The sequence below is a fragment of the Sulfitobacter sp. EhC04 genome (genome assembly GCF_001650875.1).
Lineage (GTDB): Bacteria > Pseudomonadota > Alphaproteobacteria > Rhodobacterales > Rhodobacteraceae > Sulfitobacter.
This window is the reverse complement of sequence record NZ_LXYI01000089.1, coordinates 340959-358371: the sequence shown is the minus strand read 5'-3', so window position 1 is coordinate 358371 and position 17413 is coordinate 340959. Positions and strand designations below refer to the sequence as shown.

General features: G+C 63.3%; 15 protein-coding genes and 1 riboswitch. Of the genes, 11 read left to right on the top strand and 4 right to left on the bottom strand.

All coding sequences use genetic code 11. From position 1 onward, the window contains the following. Window positions 1–2: 2 nt before the first annotated feature. The 4 genes from thiS to A8B82_RS23315 form a co-directional block, all read right to left on the bottom strand. On the bottom strand, window positions 3–200 hold the full coding sequence (gene thiS / locus A8B82_RS23330) for a sulfur carrier protein ThiS (RefSeq protein ID WP_067298097.1): 198 nt from the start codon (window positions 198–200) through the stop codon (window positions 3–5). Continuing rightward, window positions 184–1179 (bottom strand): FAD-dependent oxidoreductase, encoded by a 996-nt coding sequence (locus A8B82_RS23325; RefSeq protein WP_067298094.1) that lies wholly within the window; start codon window positions 1177–1179, stop codon window positions 184–186. The genes thiS and A8B82_RS23325 overlap by 17 nt, the downstream gene beginning before the upstream one ends. Continuing rightward, complete coding sequence (thiD, locus tag A8B82_RS23320) at window positions 1176–1985, bottom strand: bifunctional hydroxymethylpyrimidine kinase/phosphomethylpyrimidine kinase (RefSeq protein WP_067298439.1); 810 nt, start codon at window positions 1983–1985, stop codon at window positions 1176–1178. Before thiD ends, A8B82_RS23325 begins: the two co-directional genes overlap by 4 nt. A gap of 58 nt (window positions 1986–2043) precedes the next feature. Next, a riboswitch (TPP riboswitch) is annotated at window positions 2044–2144 on the bottom strand. 117 nt (window positions 2145–2261) lie between these two features. Further along, window positions 2262–3137 carry a LysR family transcriptional regulator gene (locus A8B82_RS23315; RefSeq protein ID WP_067298092.1) on the bottom strand — a complete coding sequence of 292 codons (876 nt, stop codon included), beginning with the start codon at window positions 3135–3137 and terminating at the stop codon, window positions 2262–2264. Between the two features lie 94 nt (window positions 3138–3231). Between A8B82_RS23315 and A8B82_RS23310 the strand changes: the two genes are divergently transcribed. From A8B82_RS23310 to A8B82_RS23260, 11 genes are all read left to right on the top strand, one after another. Beyond that, the gene (locus A8B82_RS23310) at window positions 3232–3648 is read left to right on the top strand and encodes an ester cyclase (RefSeq protein WP_067298090.1); all 417 of its coding nucleotides are present in this window, start codon (window positions 3232–3234) and stop codon (window positions 3646–3648) included. Window positions 3649–3652: 4 nt separating this feature from the next. Then, entirely contained in the window at window positions 3653–4714 is a 1062-nt protein-coding gene (locus tag A8B82_RS23305; RefSeq protein WP_067298438.1) for an SDR family oxidoreductase, read from the top strand. A gap of 169 nt (window positions 4715–4883) precedes the next feature. Further along, window positions 4884–5468, top strand: a complete 585-nt coding sequence (locus tag A8B82_RS23300; protein ID WP_067298087.1) for an ANTAR domain-containing response regulator — start codon at window positions 4884–4886, stop codon at window positions 5466–5468. After that, complete coding sequence (locus A8B82_RS23295) at window positions 5465–6571, top strand: ABC transporter substrate-binding protein (protein WP_067298084.1); 1107 nt, start codon at window positions 5465–5467, stop codon at window positions 6569–6571. Before A8B82_RS23300 ends, A8B82_RS23295 begins: the two co-directional genes overlap by 4 nt. Before the next feature lie 263 nt (window positions 6572–6834). Continuing rightward, window positions 6835–8187, top strand: coding sequence for a CmpA/NrtA family ABC transporter substrate-binding protein (locus A8B82_RS23290; protein ID WP_067298082.1), 1353 nt, complete (start codon window positions 6835–6837; stop codon window positions 8185–8187). A 62-nt stretch (window positions 8188–8249) separates the two neighbouring features. Next, complete coding sequence (locus A8B82_RS23285; RefSeq protein ID WP_067298079.1) at window positions 8250–9332, top strand: ABC transporter permease; 1083 nt, start codon at window positions 8250–8252, stop codon at window positions 9330–9332. Window positions 9333–9337: 5 nt separating this feature from the next. Continuing rightward, a complete protein-coding gene (locus tag A8B82_RS23280) occupies window positions 9338–11017 on the top strand; it encodes an ABC transporter ATP-binding protein (protein ID WP_067298076.1) in 1680 nt (559 codons plus the stop codon). A 3-nt stretch (window positions 11018–11020) separates the two neighbouring features. After that, entirely contained in the window at window positions 11021–13465 is a 2445-nt protein-coding gene (gene nirB / locus A8B82_RS23275) for a nitrite reductase large subunit NirB (protein ID WP_067298074.1), read from the top strand. Continuing rightward, window positions 13462–13797: a nitrite reductase small subunit NirD gene (nirD, locus tag A8B82_RS23270; RefSeq protein WP_067298072.1), complete on the top strand. Its 336-nt coding sequence runs from the start codon at window positions 13462–13464 to the stop codon at window positions 13795–13797. The genes nirB and nirD overlap by 4 nt, the downstream gene beginning before the upstream one ends. After that, on the top strand, window positions 13797–16436 hold the full coding sequence (locus tag A8B82_RS23265) for a nitrate reductase (RefSeq protein ID WP_067298069.1): 2640 nt from the start codon (window positions 13797–13799) through the stop codon (window positions 16434–16436). The genes nirD and A8B82_RS23265 overlap by 1 nt, the downstream gene beginning before the upstream one ends. After that, window positions 16433–17404 carry a glycosyl transferase family protein gene (locus A8B82_RS23260; RefSeq protein ID WP_067298066.1) on the top strand — a complete coding sequence of 324 codons (972 nt, stop codon included), beginning with the start codon at window positions 16433–16435 and terminating at the stop codon, window positions 17402–17404. The genes A8B82_RS23265 and A8B82_RS23260 overlap by 4 nt, the downstream gene beginning before the upstream one ends. Window positions 17405–17413: the final 9 nt, after the last annotated feature.

The window sequence follows — 17413 nt, the reverse complement described above, 5'->3', positions numbered from 1 at the left end:
GCCTAGCCCCCCTGCATCGGGGCAAGGACCTCAACCGCATCCCCCGGCGAAAGCGCATGATCCGGGCGGGCCGGTGCGGGCACAAATTCGCCGTTTACGGCAGTGGCAACTTTGGCATCGCCAAAGCCTTCGGCCAAAAGCAGATCGGCCAGGGTCGCAACCTGCGCGTCGATCGGGGCTCCGTTAAGCAGCAGTTTCATCCATCACCTCAGGCGTTTTGTTGTCAATGATCAGATCGGCCACCATCCGCGCCAGCGCCGGGGCCAGAAGAAAGCCGTGCCGGAACAGGCCGTTGGCCCGGATCAGGTTTCCGCTGCGCCGGATGCGCGGCAGGTTGTCGAGAAAGGCAGGACGGCTATCAACGCCGATTTCCAGCACCTCGGCCTCCCCGAAGGCGGGGTTCAGCGCATAGGCGGCGCTGAGCAATTCCAGCAAGGCACGCGCGGTGGCATGTTTGCCCGCATGCCCTTCAATCATCGTGGCCCCCAGCATGAAGATACCGTCACCACGGGGCACCAGATACAGCGGAATACGGGGGTGCAGCAGTCTTATGGGCCGCGTCAGGGTGACATCCGGGCAGGACAGAACCAGCATTTCACCTTTGACACCGCGCAGGTCGCGCAGCTTGTCCCTAGCATGAAATCCCCGGCAATCAATGGTCAGGCCGCGTTGTGCGTATCTGTCAGGGTCGGCGTCGTCCTGAACAAATGCCGCCCCATCCGCAAGGACACTTGCGCGCAATTCGGCAAGTGCGTCGCGGGGGGCAAGGTGGGCTTCGCTCTCAAAGAACAGGCCCTTGGTGAACCGCTGCCCCAGATCGGGCTCCAGGTCTGAGATTTCCGATCCGGTCACCTGGCGGTAACCGGTTGTCCGCCGGGCGAACCGCGCAAGATCGGCTGTGTCGCGCATCGACGAAACAACGAGCGAGCCGCAACGGTGTACTGCACTGGTCTTGGCCGCCCACCAATCCGCGGCTTCACGCCCCAGCCTGACAACGGGTTCCTCGGCGCTTTCACCTTCGCAGAACGGGGCAAGCATGCCACCCGCCCACCAGGAACAGGCATGCGGGCCAATGTCCGCGTGCCGATCCACCAACATGACATCGACGCCGCGATCCAGCAGCGCCCGCGCGACGCATAGACCGGCAACGCCAGCCCCTATGATTGTCGCCCCGGTCATTCCCATTGGCCATGGAAATGGTGCACCGGGCCGTGACCCTCTCCGATCTGCAAGGTGTCGGCGGCCTTGATCGCCGCCTGAAGATATCCATGCGCCGCTGTCACGGCATCCTCAAGATTGAGACCCTTGGCAAGATTTGCCGCAATGGCAGCCGAATAGGTGCACCCGGTGCCATGGGTGTTGCGCGTGTCAATCCGTGGCGCTGCGAAAGTGGCCACAAGGCCGCTTTCATTGACCAGCACGTCGGTGCAGTTGCCGCCAACAGCATGGCCGCCTTTCACCAGAACGCTCTTTGGCCCCATCCCGACCAGCCGTAGCCCTTGTTGCACCATCTCTTCGAGCGTTGTCGCGACGGTTGTGTTCAACAGCCGCGCGGCTTCGGGCAAATTCGGGGTGAGAAGGCTGGCATGCGGCAGGATCTGCGCGATCAACGCGGCCACAGCGGCATCCTGCAACAGCGCATCACCGGACTTTGCGACCATCACCGGATCAACGACAGACGGGCCATCGAATGCAGCCAGGCGCTTCGCGGTGGCTTCGATGATGGGGGCAGAGAACAACATCCCCAGTTTGATCACATCGACGTCCAGGTCCGACAGGACCGCGTCGATCTGCGCGGCAACAACATCTGCAGGGACCTCATGCACGGCGGTCACGCCTGTTGTATTCTGCGCGGTCACCGCGGTGATGACACTCGCACCATAGGCCCCGGTCGCAGAGAACGCCTTGATGTCAGCCTGCACCCCTGCGCCGCCGCCACTGTCAGAGCCGGCAATCGTCAGGACAATCGGGGTGTGTTTCGTCACGCGCACGTCTCCATCTTATGGGCGTGCCGACGTAAGAATGAGCCTCGTGCAATCTGTTTCGCACAATCTACCCGTTCCCTACGCCGGTATAACCCGGATCAGGTTCGACGGGTCGGTGCATGCACCTCTCAGCCCGGATGGGCCCCCCGACGGATGATTTCGTAATCGCTTGTTCGTATCCCACGAGCAAAGCAATGATATTCTGCGACATGGGTAGGACAGGACGCCGCCAACTTCAACACCCGAATTCCTACCTTCTCAAACCGCGATTCCGGTTCAGATGCTTTCCTCCTTTGGCACATCCGCATGCGCACCGGCCCGATGCAAGGTATCCCGCAGCACATCGAAAAACGCGCGCAGATGGGGCTGGCGCAAGGCTTGGGGGCGGGCGACCAGGAACACGTCCATCGGTGGCAAATCGACATGGCCGAAAGGCTTCACCAGACCCGCCGACAGCAGGTCGGGCAGGACCGCCACGCCGTAGCCGCTGGCGCAGGCCTGCAATTGTGCCGCGAAGGAAGACACCCGAAACCGCGTCGAGATGAACCCAGCGGAGCGGGCGCTGCGCAGATGGGCATTCTGGTCAAAGGGCGGCGACAGGTCGATCATCGCGGCATCGCCCGGCACGGCGTTGGCAGGCAGGCGGCTGGCATAATCCGTCGCACAATAGATGCCAAAGGACAGCGAAGCGACCTTGCTGTAAATCAGCGACGGTTCGCCCAGGTGAAGGGTGCGGACCGCGATGTCGACACCGCCGCGCGCGACCTTTGTCAGGGTCGCATCGACCAGAAGATCAACGGTGCAGAGCGGATGCATTTCGATGAAACGGTTTATTGCCTGGGTCAGCACGGGCACAAACCCGTCGCCCGCCGTGACCGTCACCCCGCCGGACAATTCCCCTGTTCTGCTGACAGTCTGTTGCTGAAGATCGCGTTCAAGGCGTTCAGCGGTTGCGGCCAATGCAGCCCCTCTTGCGGTCAGGCGCAGGCCCTCGACACTGCGTTCGACCACGGGTTCGCCGATCTCGTCCTCAAACCGGGTGATGCGCCGCGACAGGGTAGAGGCCGCCATGCCCAAAGCCTGCCCGGCCTGCAGGAAACTGCCGCGCCGCGAAATGGCCAGGAGCACGCGAAGATCGTCCCAATCGGTCATGGTTCGCTTTGCATCTACGCAAAACGATTGTCCATTGCTGTGTGTTCTTGGAAGGCATGCGACGCCGTAGATTGGCGCGGCAAAGGAGATTCACATGCAAATCCCATTCAACTTTATCGACCGCGCCACCGCCGCTTTCAACACACGCGATCTTGACTCGCTGCTCGCCCTCATGTCCGAAGATTTCCACTTCGTCGATCCGCTGACCGAAACCCGTGGCCGCGAGGAAACCCGCACACGCGAACAGGCGTTGTTCGATGCCTTTCCAGATGTGACCGTCCAGATGTCACCCGTTGTCTGGAACGACCGGCACCTGGCGATGACAGCCGTGTTCAACGGCACGTTCACGGGGCCTTTCGCCATGGGTGGTCACCTGATCCAGCCCAGCGGAAAACCCTTTCAGTTCCGCTTTGCCGGGTTCTTCACCTTCAACGATGAACATGCGACGCATGAAGAAGTCTTTTACGACCGCGTCGCGTTGATGCAGTCCCTCGGTCAGGATCTGGGGTGAGATGATGGCACGCGATACAAGAATTGCCTTTGTCACCGGGGCGACCGGGCTTCTGGGCAACAATCTGGTCCGCGCGCTGTTGGCGGAGGGGGTTCAGGTGCGGGGCCTGGCCCGCTCCGCTGAAAAGGCACGGCAGCAGTTCGGAGACCTGGACGGGCTCGACATAGTCGAAGGAGACATGGAGGATGTGACGGGTTTTGCCAGGGCCTTGGCGGGATGCGACACGCTGTTTCACACGGCGGCCAATTTCCGGGACAGCTATTACGGCGGCAGCCACTGGGCCAAGCTGAAGGCGATCAACGTCGATGCGACCGCGCGGCTTCTGACGGCAGCGCATGAGGCCGGTATCCGCCAGATCGTGCACACCAGCTCCATCGCCGTGGTGGACGGCAAGAAGGGGCAGGTGGTGGACGAAACCATGAAACGTCCCGCCAGGGGAGCAGATGACTACTACCGATCCAAGATCCTGTCGGATCAGACGGTCATGGCGCACCTGGACAGACATCCCGACACTTTCGGCGTTTTCGTCATGCCGGGCTGGATGCATGGGCCGGGTGACCGGGGGCCAACTGCGGCAGGGCAGTTCACCCTCGATTTCATGCGGCGCAAGCTGCCGGGCATCCCGCCCGCGACCTTCGCCTTTGTCGATGCGCGCGACGTGGCGCAGGCCGAGATCCTCGCGCTAAAGCAGGGTCGCCGGGGCGAGCATTACCTGGCCGCCGGGCGACATGTGGCGATGGCAGAGTTGATGCAGCTTTACGAAAAGACCACCGGCGTTGCCGCGCCCCGTCGCCGCATTCCCGCGGCTGCCCTGTGGCTGATCGCGGGGATGCAGGAGGCCGTCGCGCGGCTGACCGGCCGCCCGGCGCTGCTGAGCCTCGCTGCGGTGCGGAACATGCGCAACGAATTTGACCACAGCCGTTTTGATCCGACGAAATCGCAGGCGGAACTGGGTCTGTCGTTCCGCCCGATGGAAAAGACCATTGCCGATGAGGTTGCCTGGTATCGAGAAAATGGCATGTTGCCTGCCGAGGCTGGGCTGTCCGGGTCTGCGCACCCGGCATGAGGCGACGCACTCAGCGCCGCACCGTTCCGGATTTGGATGAGGTGCGGAAACAGTGGAACTGCACATCTGATATGCGTATCGCTCAATTCATAGGCACAGCGCAGAAATGCAGCCAGGATCAGTTGAATTCAAATTGCGTAACACACCTGTGCATGGTCACGTCCGGCCCATGCAGCGGATTCTCAAGATCATCATCGTTGAAACGGATCAATCGCGCGCTGCGTTGATCGAGGAAAGCCTGGCTCTCGCTGGGCAGTACGAATTGCTTACGATCTCGGATATGTCCCGGCTGACGACCGCAATTTCTGATCATAATCCGGATATCATCCTGATCGACCTTGATAACCCCTCTCGCGACTCGCTTGAGGAATTGAGGCTTGCGTCGGCCCCGTTGGAGCGCCCGGTTGCCTTGTTCGTTGATCATAGCGATGCAAACCTGACCAAGCTGGCGATTGAGGCCGGTGTGTCAGCCTATGTGGTCGATGGTTTGCGCGCGGAGCGGTTGAAACCGATCATTGATGCGGCCGTGGCCCGCTTCACCATGTTCCGCCAGATGCGCAATGAGCTGGCCACCACCAAGCGCGCCCTGGAAGAGCGCAAGGTGATTGACCGCGCCAAGGGCCTTTTGATGAAGGCCAAGGGCATTGATGAACAGGCCGCCTATGACCTGCTGCGGCGCGCGGCGATGGACCAGGGCCGCAAGGTCTTTGACGTCGCCGAGGCGCTGGTGACCACCGCCGGGTTACTGTCATGACCACGAAGCTGCCCGTCGCCTTTCTGCCGCTGATCGACGCCGCACCGCTGATCGTAGCGGTCGAACTGGGCTTTGACAGGGACGAAGGGATCGCACTGGACCTGCGGCGGGCGCATTCGTGGTCCAGCCTGCGCGACATGGTGTCCTTTGGCCAGGTTACGGCGGCGCAGATGCTGTCACCAATGCCGGTGGCAACGGCGCTGGGGCTGGGTGGCACCGGCGCGGCGCTTGCCAGCATCGCCGTGCTGTCCACGAATGGTGAGGTCATCGGCGTCAGCAATGCCATGGCCCAGCGGATCCGCGATGCCGGATACAGCTTTGGCGCGGGCTTTGGTGATGCACGAGCCGCCGGACAGGCGCTGATTGCGGCAGCGGACGGCCCCTTGCGGATCGGCGTGCCGTTTCCCTTTTCGATGCACGCGGAACTTTTGTACCACTGGCTGACCGCCCTTGGCCTGCCTGCCCCCGCTGCGGTCAACATCCGCACTGTGCCGCCGCCGCTGATGGCCGGTGCCCTTGCGGCGGGAGAGCTAGATGCCTTTTGCGTGGGCGAACCCTGGGGTTCGATGGCGGTCGAAACCGGCGCGGGAGCCTTGTTGTTGCCCGGCAGCGCGATCTGGCCGGGCGTGCCGGAAAAGGTGCTGGGCGTGCGGGCCGACCTGGCCGATGCCAACCCCGAACCGCTGCACGCGATGATCCGTGCCCTGTGGCGTGCCGGCGAATGGCTGAGCGATCCGCAAAGCCGCACCACCGCCTGCGCGTTCCTGTCCCGGCACGACTATGTTGATGTCCCCGCCGAGATGATCGACCGCGCCCTGTCTGGTCATCTGACCCTCACGTCACGTGGTGACAGCCGGATCGTGCCTGACTTTGTCGGTTTTGCACAAGGCACGCCGAAACCGGAGCATGCCGCCTGGATTGCCGGGCGTCTGGCCGCGCGGCTGGGGCTGGACCGGGCAACAGCGCGCAAGGCCGCGATTGCCACCTGGCGCACCGATCTGCACGGCACAGCGCTGCAGGCGATTCCCGGCTACAGCCCCCGTCCGATTGCGATGGACCATTCGTTTGACGGTCAAGAATTCAGCCCTGCCCTGCAAGAGTGATCGAAAATTCAGCAGATTCACGCTGCAATGCAGAAAATTGACTTTCTGCGGCAGCAAATTCCCCTTCGCTGTTGATTGAACGCAGTGTTTTTCCCAACATGGACGACAGGAAGACAATGGCGTCTTCCCGAACCCAATTCCCAAAGTCCGGGTAATCCGAGCACAGCCGCTCGACCCCTCGTGCAAGCGCATGAGGCTGGTCAGCGGCTATTTTCGTTTGTCCGGAGCATCTGCCTTCCGGATCTCAAAAGGGACGACTTTCAATGAACAAACTTGCAACCTGCCTACTCGCGACCACTCTGATGACCGGCCCCGCCATGGCCGAGATGCTGGAGCTTGAAAAAGACGAACTGACATTTGGCTTTATCAAGCTGACCGATATGGCCCCACTCGCGGTGGCTTATGAGAATGGCTATTTCCTGGATGAAGGGCTTTTCGTCACGCTGGAGGCACAGGCCAACTGGAAAGTGCTTTTGGACGGCGTGATCGGCGGGCAACTGGACGGCGCGCATATGCTGGCCGGTCAACCGCTGGCCGCGACCATCGGTTACGGCACACAGGCACATATCATCACCCCCTTTTCGATGGACCTGAACGGCAACGGCATCACCGTATCCAACGCGGTCTGGGAGGAGATGAAGCCAAACATCCCGACCAATGCCGACGGGCTGCCGCAGCATCCGATCTCGGCACAGGCGCTGGCCCCGGTGGTGGAAAGCTACAAGGCCAAGGGCAAGCCCTTCAACATGGGCATGGTCTTTCCGGTGTCGACCCATAACTACGAGTTGCGCTATTGGCTGGCCGCCGGTGGTCTGAACCCCGGCCTTTACAGCCCCGATGACACCTCCGGCCAGATCGGCGCCGATGTTTTCCTGTCCGTCACCCCTCCGCCGCAAATGCCCGCCACGCTAGAAGCCGGCACGATCGACGGCTATTGCGTGGGTGAGCCTTGGAACCAGCAAGCGGTGGTCAAGGGCATCGGCGTGCCGGTCATCACCGACTATGAGCTGTGGAAGAACAACCCCGAAAAGGTATTCGGCATCACCGCCGAATTTGCCGAGCAAAACCCCAACACCACGCTGGCCCTGACCAAGGCGCTGATCCGTGCCGCCATCTGGCTGGACGAGAACGAGAACGCAAACCGCGAAGAAGCGGTCGAGATCCTGAGCCGCCCGGAATACGTCGGGGCCGACGCCGAGGTGATCGCCGCCTCGATGACCGGCACCTTCGAATATGAGCCCGGCGATGTGCGCGACGTGCCAGATTTCAACGTCTTTTTCCGCTACAACGCCACCTACCCGTTCTATTCGGATGCGGTGTGGTATCTGACGCAAATGCGCCGTTGGGGCCAGATTGCCGAAACCAAGGACGATGCCTGGTTTGATGAAACGGCGCGTTCGGTTTACCGCCCTGACATCTATCTGGATGCCGCCCGCCTGCTGGTGGACGAGGGCAATGCAGCAGAGGCGGATTTCCCCTGGGACAGTGATGGCTACAAGGCCCCGACACCTGCCGCAGATATCATTGACGGCATCCCCTTCGATGGCAAAGCGCCCAACGCCTATATCGACAGCCTGCCCATCGGACTGAAGTCCGGTGAAGTTGCTGGCGGCTGACCCTTTCGTGCCGCCCGGTCCGTCGGGCGGCGCATCTTCCCATCTCAGTACCGGAGACCGCAATGACAGTCGTCGATCCCGATCACCTGGATACCAAGCACAAAGAGGCGCGCCGCGCCGCCTGGTTCACCCGTATCAACAAGGCGGATGCCTGGTTTACCGTTCTTGGCCTTGCCTGGCTTACCCCCTTGCTCAAGGCGGCAGCGGGCGACAACCCGCGCGGACAGATGCGCGATGTCTGGCGGCTGCTGGGTGTGCCGCTGTTGTCCATCATCATCTTCCTGATGCTCTGGGCCGCCCTTGCCCCGCGCGTTGTCACGTCACTGGGCGCAATTCCCGGCCCCGTTGCCGTCTGGGAGCAGGCCGTGGAACTGAACGCGGATGCCATCGACAAACGCGCCAAAGCGGCCATGTTCCATGATCGTTTGGACCAGCGCAACGCGCGGCTGATCGAAGCCGGGCGCGCGGATGAGGTCAAGCAGATCGCCTATACCGGCGCACCCAGCTATTACGACCAGATCTGGACCTCGATCAAGACCGTGTTCTTCGGCTTTCTGGTGGCCTCGGTGGTTGCGATACCACTGGGCATTGCGGCGGGCCTGTCGCCCACGGCCAATGCGGCGCTGAACCCGCTGATCCAGATTTTCAAGCCGGTGTCGCCGCTGGCGTGGCTGCCGATTGTCACCATGGTCGTTTCGGCGGTCTATGCCACCAATGACGGGATGTTTTCGAAGTCGTTCCTTGTGTCGGCAATCACCGTGACGCTGTGTTCGCTGTGGCCCACGCTGATCAACACCGCGCTTGGCGTCGCCTCCATCGATCGCGATCTGATCAGCGTCAGCCGGGTGCTGAAGATGGGCCCCTACGCCAAGATCACCAAACTGGTCCTGCCCTCGGCGCTGCCGCTGATCTTTACCGGATTGCGGCTGTCGCTGGGCGTCGGCTGGATGGTGCTGATCGCGGCAGAGATGCTGGCGCAGAACCCTGGCCTTGGCAAATTCGTCTGGGACGAATTCCAGAACGGATCGTCGCAATCGCTGGCCCGCATCATTGTTGCGGTTCTGACCATCGGCATCATCGGCTTCCTGCTGGACCGGGTGATGTACGCGATGCAGTCGTTCTTTACCTTCTCGGCACAGCGGTGAGCGGCATGGGCATTCTTGAATTCAAGAAGGTAAACAAGGGATTTGGCGAAGGCACCCACCGCGCCGAAGTCCTGAATGATATCACCCTGAACGTGCAGGAAGGCGAATTCCTGGCCATCCTCGGGTTTTCCGGCACCGGAAAATCCACGCTGATGAACCTGATTGCCGGGCTTGAGATGCCCGACAGCGGCACGCTGACCTTTCGTGGCGCAGCGATCGCGGGGCCGGGGCCCGACCGGGGGCTGGTGTTCCAAAGCTACAGCCTGATGCCCTGGCTGACGGTGCGCGGCAACATCATGCTGGCCATCGAGGCGGTGCACGGCAAGCTACCCAAAGAGGAAAAGACGGCCAAGGCAGATCACTACATCGCAATGGTGGGACTGGCCCATGCCGCCCACCGCCGCCCTGCCGAACTGTCGGGGGGCATGCGCCAGCGGGTCGCCGTGGCACGCGCGCTCGCAATGGAGCCTGACCTGCTGCTGCTGGACGAGCCGCTGTCGGCGCTGGATGCGCTGACCCGCGCCAATCTGGCCGATGAGATCCTTGAGATCTGGGAGGCAGACAAGAAGACCTGCATCCTGATCACCAACGACGTGGACGAGGCGATCCTGCTGGCCGACCGCATCATCGTGCTGAACCCCGACGGCACGCTGGCCGATCCGGTCGCCGTGACCATCCCGCGCCCCCGCAACCGCGACGTGATGAACCATGACGCGGGCTTCAAGAAGCTGCGCGCGCAGGTGACGCAATACCTGATGGATGTGGGCATTGCCGCCAAGGTTGCCGAAACACGCCACCTGCCGGACGTGAAACCGGTCCACCAGATGATCCCGGCTGCTGTCAGGGACGCCCGCGAAGGCATGATCGAGCAGCGGTTTCTCGACTTCTCGCAGCTACACAAGGTCTATCCGACGCCCAATGGCCCGCTGACCGTGGTCGAGGATTTTGACCTGAAGGTGAACCAGGGCGAATTCATCAGCCTGATCGGCCATTCGGGCTGCGGCAAATCCACCGTGCTGACCATGGCCGCCGGTTTGAACGCCATTTCGCAAGGCGCGATCAAGCTGGACGGCCGCCACGTCGAAGGGGCTGACCCTGAACGTGCGGTGGTCTTCCAGTCGCCCAATCTGTTCCCCTGGCTCACTGCCAAGGAGAACGTCGCGATCGGCGTGGACAAGGTCTATCCCCGCGCAAGCCAGTCCGAGCGGCAGGAGGTGGTGGAATACTACCTTGAACGTGTGGGTCTTGCCGATGCGATGGACCGCGGCGCACATTCGATGTCGAACGGGATGAAGCAGCGCGTCGGTATCGCGCGGGCCTTTGCCCTCAGCCCAAAACTGCTGTTGCTGGATGAGCCTTTCGGGATGCTGGACTCGCTCACGCGCTGGGAACTGCAAGAGGTGCTGATGGAGGTCTGGTCCCGCACCAAGGTCACGGCGATCTGCGTCACCCATGACGTGGACGAGGCGATCCTGCTGGCCGACCGCGTGGTCATGATGACCAACGGCCCACAGGCCACCATCGGCAAGATCACCGATGTAAAGCTGCCGCGTCCGCGCACCCGCAAGGCGCTGCTGGCACACCCCGATTACTATGCGTACCGGCAGGAGGTCCTCGACTTTCTGACCGAATACGAACACGGCGCAAAACCTGTGCCGAAACCCAAAACCATCGCGGCGGAGTAGGACATGACCAAGAACCTGATCGTCATCGGGGCCGGAATGGCCTCGGGCCGGATGCTGGAGCATCTGTTTGAAACCCAGCCCGGCGTGTGGAACGTCACGCTGTTCAACGCCGAGCCACGCGGCAACTACAACCGGCTGATGCTGTCGCCCGTGCTGGCAGGCGACAAGACCTATGCGGAGATCGTGACACACGATGCCGATTGGTACGAAAGCCATGGCGTCACCTGCCGCTTTGGCGAAAAGGTGCTGCGGATCGACCGCGAGGCAAAGGTCGTGGTGGGTGAAAACGGCGCGGTGCATTATGACCGTCTGGTCATTGCCACCGGGTCGAACCCCTTCATGATCCCCCTGCCCGGCCATGATCTGAATGGCGTCATTCCCTACCGCGATCTGGATGATACCGAAACCATGATGGCCCTTGGTGCCAGACCCGGCGCGCGAGCCATCGTCATTGGCGGCGGCCTGTTGGGGCTGGAAGCGGCGGCAGGCATGAAAGCGCAAGGCGTCGATGTGACGGTCATTCACGTCATGGGCCACCTAATGGAACGCCAGTTGGACGAGGCTGCGGGCTATCTGCTCAAGAAATCGCTGGAGGAGAAAGGGATCACCGTCCTGACCTCTGCCAACTCGCAGGAAATCCTTGGCACCGACGGGCGCGTCAGCGGGTTGCGGCTGGACGATGGCACCGAACTGCCCTGTGACCTGCTGGTCATGGCCGTCGGCATCCGCCCAAATGTGGCGCTGGCGAAAGACGCCGGGCTTGCGGTCGGGCGCGGCATCCATGTGGACGATGCGATGATAACCTCCGACGCCAATATCCTGGCCCTGGGCGAATGTGTGGAACATCAGGGTGCGGTCTTTGGCCTTGTTGCCCCGCTTTACGATCAGGCCAAGGTCGCCGCCGAAACCCTGGGCGAGAACCCTGCGGCCTTTATCCCGAAGGAGGTCGCAACCAAGCTGAAGGTGACAGGCTGCGACCTGTTCAGCGCGGGCGATTTTGCCGAGGGTGACGGGCGCGAGGACATCGTTTTCCGCGACCCCGCGCGCGGTGTGTACAAGCGGCTGGTGATGGAAGGCTCCCGGCTGATCGGTGCGGTCATGTACGGTGACACCGCGGATGGTGCGTGGTTTCACGGGCTGATCAAGGACCGCACCGACGTGTCCGACATGCGCGACACGTTGATTTTCGGCCCGGCGTTCCAGGGGGGCACCCCCTCGGACCCGTTGGCAGCCGTTGCAGCCTTACCGGGTGACGCAGAAATCTGCGGCTGCAACGGCATTTGCAAATCCACGATTGTCGACGCGATCAACGGCGGGGCCAGCAGCCTTGCGGATGTGCGCGCACAGACCAAGGCGAGCGCATCCTGCGGGACATGTACGGGACTGGTCGAACAGGTCATGGCTCTGACCCTTGGCGACGGGTTCGAGGTTCAGACCGTCAAGCCGATGTGCCCCTGCACCCCGCTGACCCACATGGACGTGCGCCGCCTGATCAAATCGCGCGAGCTGAAATCCATGGCCGCCGTGATGCAGGAATGCGGCTGGACCACCTCCTGCGGCTGCGCTTCCTGCCGTCCGGCGCTGAACTATTACCTGCTGTGCGACTGGCCCGGCGAGTATCAGGACGACGATCAAAGCCGTTTTGTGAATGAGCGGATGCATTCGAACATTCAAAAGGACGGCACCTATTCGGTCGTGCCGCGCATGTGGGGCGGGATCACCACCTCCGACGAACTGCGCGCGATTGCCGATGCGGCGGACAAATACGCGGTGCAGACCGTCAAGGTGACAGGCGGCCAGCGCATCGACCTGCTGGGTGTCAAGAAACAGGATCTGCCCGACATCTGGGCCGATCTGAACGCCGCCGGCATGGTCAGCGGTCAGGCCTATGCCAAGGGGCTGCGCACGGTGAAAACCTGCGTCGGCTCCGACCATTGCCGCTTTGGCACCCAGGACAGCACCGGTCTGGGCATCCGCATGGAAAAGGCGCTCTGGGGGTCGTGGACGCCCGCCAAGGTCAAGATGGCGGTGTCGGGCTGCCCGCGCAACTGCGCCGAAAGCACCTGCAAGGATGTGGGCGTGATCTGTGTCGACAGCGGCTATGTGCTGCACATCGGCGGCGCTGCGGGCCTGCACATCCAGGGCACCGAGGTGATGTGCACCGTCAAGACCGAAGACGAGGTTCTGGAATACACCGCCGCCGTGGTGCAGCTCTACCGCGAAGAGGCCGCCTATCTGGAGCGGATGTACAAGTGGATGGACAACGTCGGACTGGACCACATCATCGCGCGGGTCGTAGATGATGCCGACAGCCGCCGCGCACTGGCCGACCGCTTCTATTACGCGCAGCAGTTCATGCAGCAAGACCCCTGGGCCGAGCGCACCAAACCAGCCTATCGCGCGCTTTATGCGCCGCTGGCCGATCTCACGCTGGAGGCTGCGGAATGACCGACTGGACCGATATCGGCGCGCTGGAAGACATCCCCGAACGGGGCGCGCGTATCATCAAGACACATATGGGGTGCGTTGCCATCTTTCGCACCGCAGAGAACGAGGTCTTCGCCATCGACGACGCCTGCCCGCACAAGGGTGGCCCGTTGAGCGAGGGCATCGTGCACGGCAGGTCCGTCACCTGCCCGCTGCACAATATGGTGCTGCGGCTGGACACCGGGCTGGCGCAGGGGGCAGATAGCGGCGCGGTCAACACCTACGCCACCCGGATCGAAGGCGGGCGCATCCTGCTGGACACCGCAAAGCTGCGCCGCGAGCGGGTGGCATAATGGACGGGTCGGCGCACAGCGACGAGCTGCGCACCACCTGCGCCTATTGCGGCGTCGGTTGCGGCGTGCTGGTGCGGCCAGACGGCGCGGGCGGCCTGTCGGTGCGTGGCGATCCGGACCATCCGGCCAACCTCGGACGGCTGTGTTCCAAGGGTACTGCGCTGGGAGAAACACTGTCACTGGACGACCGCCTGCTGTCACCGCGCGCCTTTGGCACCGATACGGATTGGGACAGCGCCCTGTCACTGGTCGCGGACCGGTTTTCGCGCAGCATTACAGAACATGGGCCGGATTCGGTGGCTTTCTATGTCTCGGGGCAGTTGCTGACCGAGGATTACTATGTCGCCAACAAGCTGATGAAAGGCTTCATCGGGTCGGCCAATATCGACACCAATTCGCGCCTGTGCATGGCGTCCACCGTGGCGGGGCAGAAACGCGCTTTTGGCACCGATACCGTGCCCGGCACCTACGAGGACCTTGAGCTGGCCGATCTGGTCGTGCTTGTGGGCAGCAATCTGGCCTGGTGCCACCCGGTCCTGTACCAGCGCCTTGCGGCGGCCAAGGCTGCGCGCCCCGCGATGAAGGTCGTGGTGATCGACCCGCGCCGCACCGCCACCTGCGATCTGGCCGACATGCATCTGGCCCTTGCGCCGGGCAGTGACGTGGCCCTGTTCAACCGTCTGCTGGCCGCGATCCATGAGGGCGGGGCGCTGGACCCGACCTATCTGAACCATGTCGACGGCTTTGAGGAGACCTTGCAGGCCGCACAGGCACAGCGCGCCGATGTGACCGGTCTGCCTGCCGAGCAATTGGCCGCCTTCTGTGCGATGTGGGTGGGCATAGAAAAGGTGGTGACCGTGTTCAGTCAGGGCGTGAACCAGTCGTCCTCCGGCACCGACAAGGTCAATGCGATCATCAACTGCCACCTTGCCACGGGCCGCATCGGCAAGCCCGGCATGGGGCCGTTCTCCGTCACCGGCCAGCCCAACGCCATGGGCGGGCGCGAAGTGGGCGGTCTGGCCAACGCGCTGGCCTGCCACCTTGATCTGGAAGACGCAGGCCACCGCGCGCTGGTGGGTGAGTTCTGGAACGCCCCCACCATGGCGCAGGACGCAGGTCTGAAGGCGGTTGACCTGTTCAAGCAGGTGCAGGCGGGCAAGATCAAGGCGCTGTGGATCATGTGCACCAACCCCGCCGTGTCGATGCCCGACGCGGATGCGGTGCGCGATGCCATCGCCGGTTGCGATTTCGTGGTGGTCAGCGACGTGACCGCCAAGACGGACACCGCCCGTCTGGCGCATGTACTTTTGCCCGCGACCGGCTGGGGAGAAAAAGACGGCACTGTCACCAATTCCGACCGCACGATCAGCCGCCAGCGCGCGGTATTGCCCGCCCCCGGCGCGGCCCGGCCCGATTGGGAAATCATCTGTGACGTTGGCCGTCGCATGGGCTGGCAAGACGCGTTTGCCTTTGCCACCCCGGCCCAGATCTTTGACGAATATGCCACCCTGTCGGGGCAGGCGGCAGCGGCCGGGCGCGACTTTGACATTTCCGGGCTGACCGGGCTGGGCGCAGAGGGTTATGCCGATCTGCCACCGACCCGCTGGCCCGTGACCAAACAGGGCGGCACAGAACGGTTCTTTGCCGATGGCCGGTTCTTTACCTCGCAGGGCCGCGCCCGGATGATCCCCGTGACCGCCCGCGCGCCTGTGGCCCGCACCGGCCCGCGCTATCCTTTTGTGCTGAACACGGGCCGCATCCGAGACCAGTGGCACACGATGACACGCACCGCCAAGGCCCCGCGCCTGAACCAGCATCTGGGCGAACCGTTTCTGGAAATTCACCCGCAGGACGCCGCAGCCCTTGGCATCGCGCCTGCCTCGCTGGTCACTGCCACCAGCCCCACCGGTCGCTGCATATTGAGGGCGCTGGTCACGGACCGGGTGCAGCGCGGCCAGGTCTTTGCCCCGATGCACTGGACCGGCGAAACCGCCCCGACCGGGCGCATCGACGCATTGGTTCCCGGTATCGTGGACCCGCTGTCGGGCCAGCCCGAAAGTAAGGCCGCCGTGGTGGCGCTCGCCCCCTATCACGCCGGATGGTTCGGCTTTGCCGTCAGCACAAACATACTGGCCCCCGATTGCACCTATTGGGCACGCAGCCGCGTGACGGGCGGGTGGCGGGCCGAGCTGGCGGGCGAAAGCGCGCCGCAAGACTGGGAGGCCGAGGCCCGCCGCCTGTTCGCCCTGCCCGATGCCCGCAGTCAATCCGTCGCCGACCCCGCAACCGGCACAGCGCGCATGGCGTTCATAGACAGTGACAACACCCTGCTGGCCGCACTATTCGTGTCGCGCACGCCGGTGACACTGTCGCGCGATTTCACTGCTGCGCAACTGGGGCAGGCTGCCGGAACCCCGCTATCGGGTCGCCCCAGCGCCGATATGCCCGACCCCGGCCCCGTCGTCTGCGCCTGTCTGGGTGTCGGGCTAAATACCATCGGTGCCGCCATCACCAGCGGTCAGGCCACGACAGTCGCCCAGGTGGGTGAATGTACCGGCGCGGGCACAAACTGTGGCTCGTGCCGCCCCGAAATCGCGGCGCTGCTGGCCGTCTCCCGACAGGTCGAGGCCGCAGAATGACAGACACCGCCAGACTGGCCCCCTATGTTGCCATCCTTGGCCGGGGACAAGGCCGCGCACGGTCGCTGACGAAGGCCGAGGCCCAGGCGGCAATGAGCGTGATCCTGTCCGGTGATGCCGCGCCCGAAGCCATCGGCGCAATGCTGATGCTGATGCGGATGAAGGGCGAGATTGCCGAAGAAATCGCAGGACTGACTGCCGGTGCGCGGGCTGCGCTGCCGGCCTGGACGGGGCCAGCGCCCGCAATTGACTGGCCGTCCTATGCCGCCGGGCGCACCCGTGGGCAGCCGTGGTTTCTGGCGGCAGCGAAACTGGTGGCGCAGGCGGGTTACCCCGTGCTGATGCACGGCTGGAATTCGCATCAAGCCACGGGGGCAAGCGTGCGCGCCGCACTTGACGATGTTGAGATTCCGCAAGTGGCATGGACCGACGCCCCCGCCGCCCTGACGCAAAACCGCATCGCCTATGTCCCGCTGGAAGGGCTGTCCCCCGCCCTGCTGGAGCTGCTGCGCCTGCGCGACGTTCTAGGCCTGCGGTCCTGCATCAACACCGTGCTGCGCATGTTGAACCCCGCCGCAGCACCTGTTGCCTTGCAGGGTGTCTTTCACCCGTCTTACCGCGAATTGCAACGCGATGCCGCGCTGCTGCTGAACCAGACCAGCTTGCGCGTTCTCAAGGGCGGCGGCGGCGAGTTTGAACATCACCCGACCAAGGACATCACCCTGCACGGCTTGAACAGCGGTGCCATCTGGGAAGGGCAGACCGGCACCACCCTGACCGGCCACCAGCGCCTCTCCGAAACGGACAGCACGCTGGCAGATGTCTGGCAGGGTCGCGTTCAGGACGATTTTGCCACCGCCATCATCACCAGCACCGCAGCCCTTGCGCTGGAGGCCTGCGGCGTTTCCGACGCGGCCCATCTGGCACAGGATCTATGGTTGCGTCGCAACCACGCCAAAGCCGCCTGAGGGGACCAT

What these genes read in the sequence shown, in the direction of transcription:
- thiS (WP_067298097.1), bottom strand. Translation starts at nt 200, where the DNA reads ATGAAACTGCTGCTTAACGGAGCCCCGATCGACGCGCAGGTTGCGACC.
- A8B82_RS23325 (WP_067298094.1), bottom strand. Translation starts at nt 1,179, where the DNA reads ATGACCGGGGCGACAATCATAGGGGCTGGCGTTGCCGGTCTATGCGTC.
- A8B82_RS23315 (WP_067298092.1), bottom strand. Translation starts at nt 3,137, where the DNA reads ATGACCGATTGGGACGATCTTCGCGTGCTCCTGGCCATTTCGCGGCGC.
- A8B82_RS23310 (WP_067298090.1), top strand. Translation starts at nt 3,232, where the DNA reads ATGCAAATCCCATTCAACTTTATCGACCGCGCCACCGCCGCTTTCAAC.
- A8B82_RS23305 (WP_067298438.1), top strand. Translation starts at nt 3,653, where the DNA reads ATGGCACGCGATACAAGAATTGCCTTTGTCACCGGGGCGACCGGGCTT.
- A8B82_RS23300 (WP_067298087.1), top strand. Translation starts at nt 4,884, where the DNA reads ATGCAGCGGATTCTCAAGATCATCATCGTTGAAACGGATCAATCGCGC.
- A8B82_RS23295 (WP_067298084.1), top strand. Translation starts at nt 5,465, where the DNA reads ATGACCACGAAGCTGCCCGTCGCCTTTCTGCCGCTGATCGACGCCGCA.
- A8B82_RS23290 (WP_067298082.1), top strand. Translation starts at nt 6,835, where the DNA reads ATGAACAAACTTGCAACCTGCCTACTCGCGACCACTCTGATGACCGGC.
- A8B82_RS23285 (WP_067298079.1), top strand. Translation starts at nt 8,250, where the DNA reads ATGACAGTCGTCGATCCCGATCACCTGGATACCAAGCACAAAGAGGCG.
- A8B82_RS23280 (WP_067298076.1), top strand. Translation starts at nt 9,338, where the DNA reads ATGGGCATTCTTGAATTCAAGAAGGTAAACAAGGGATTTGGCGAAGGC.
- nirB (WP_067298074.1), top strand. Translation starts at nt 11,021, where the DNA reads ATGACCAAGAACCTGATCGTCATCGGGGCCGGAATGGCCTCGGGCCGG.
- nirD (WP_067298072.1), top strand. Translation starts at nt 13,462, where the DNA reads ATGACCGACTGGACCGATATCGGCGCGCTGGAAGACATCCCCGAACGG.
- A8B82_RS23265 (WP_067298069.1), top strand. Translation starts at nt 13,797, where the DNA reads ATGGACGGGTCGGCGCACAGCGACGAGCTGCGCACCACCTGCGCCTAT.
- A8B82_RS23260 (WP_067298066.1), top strand. Translation starts at nt 16,433, where the DNA reads ATGACAGACACCGCCAGACTGGCCCCCTATGTTGCCATCCTTGGCCGG.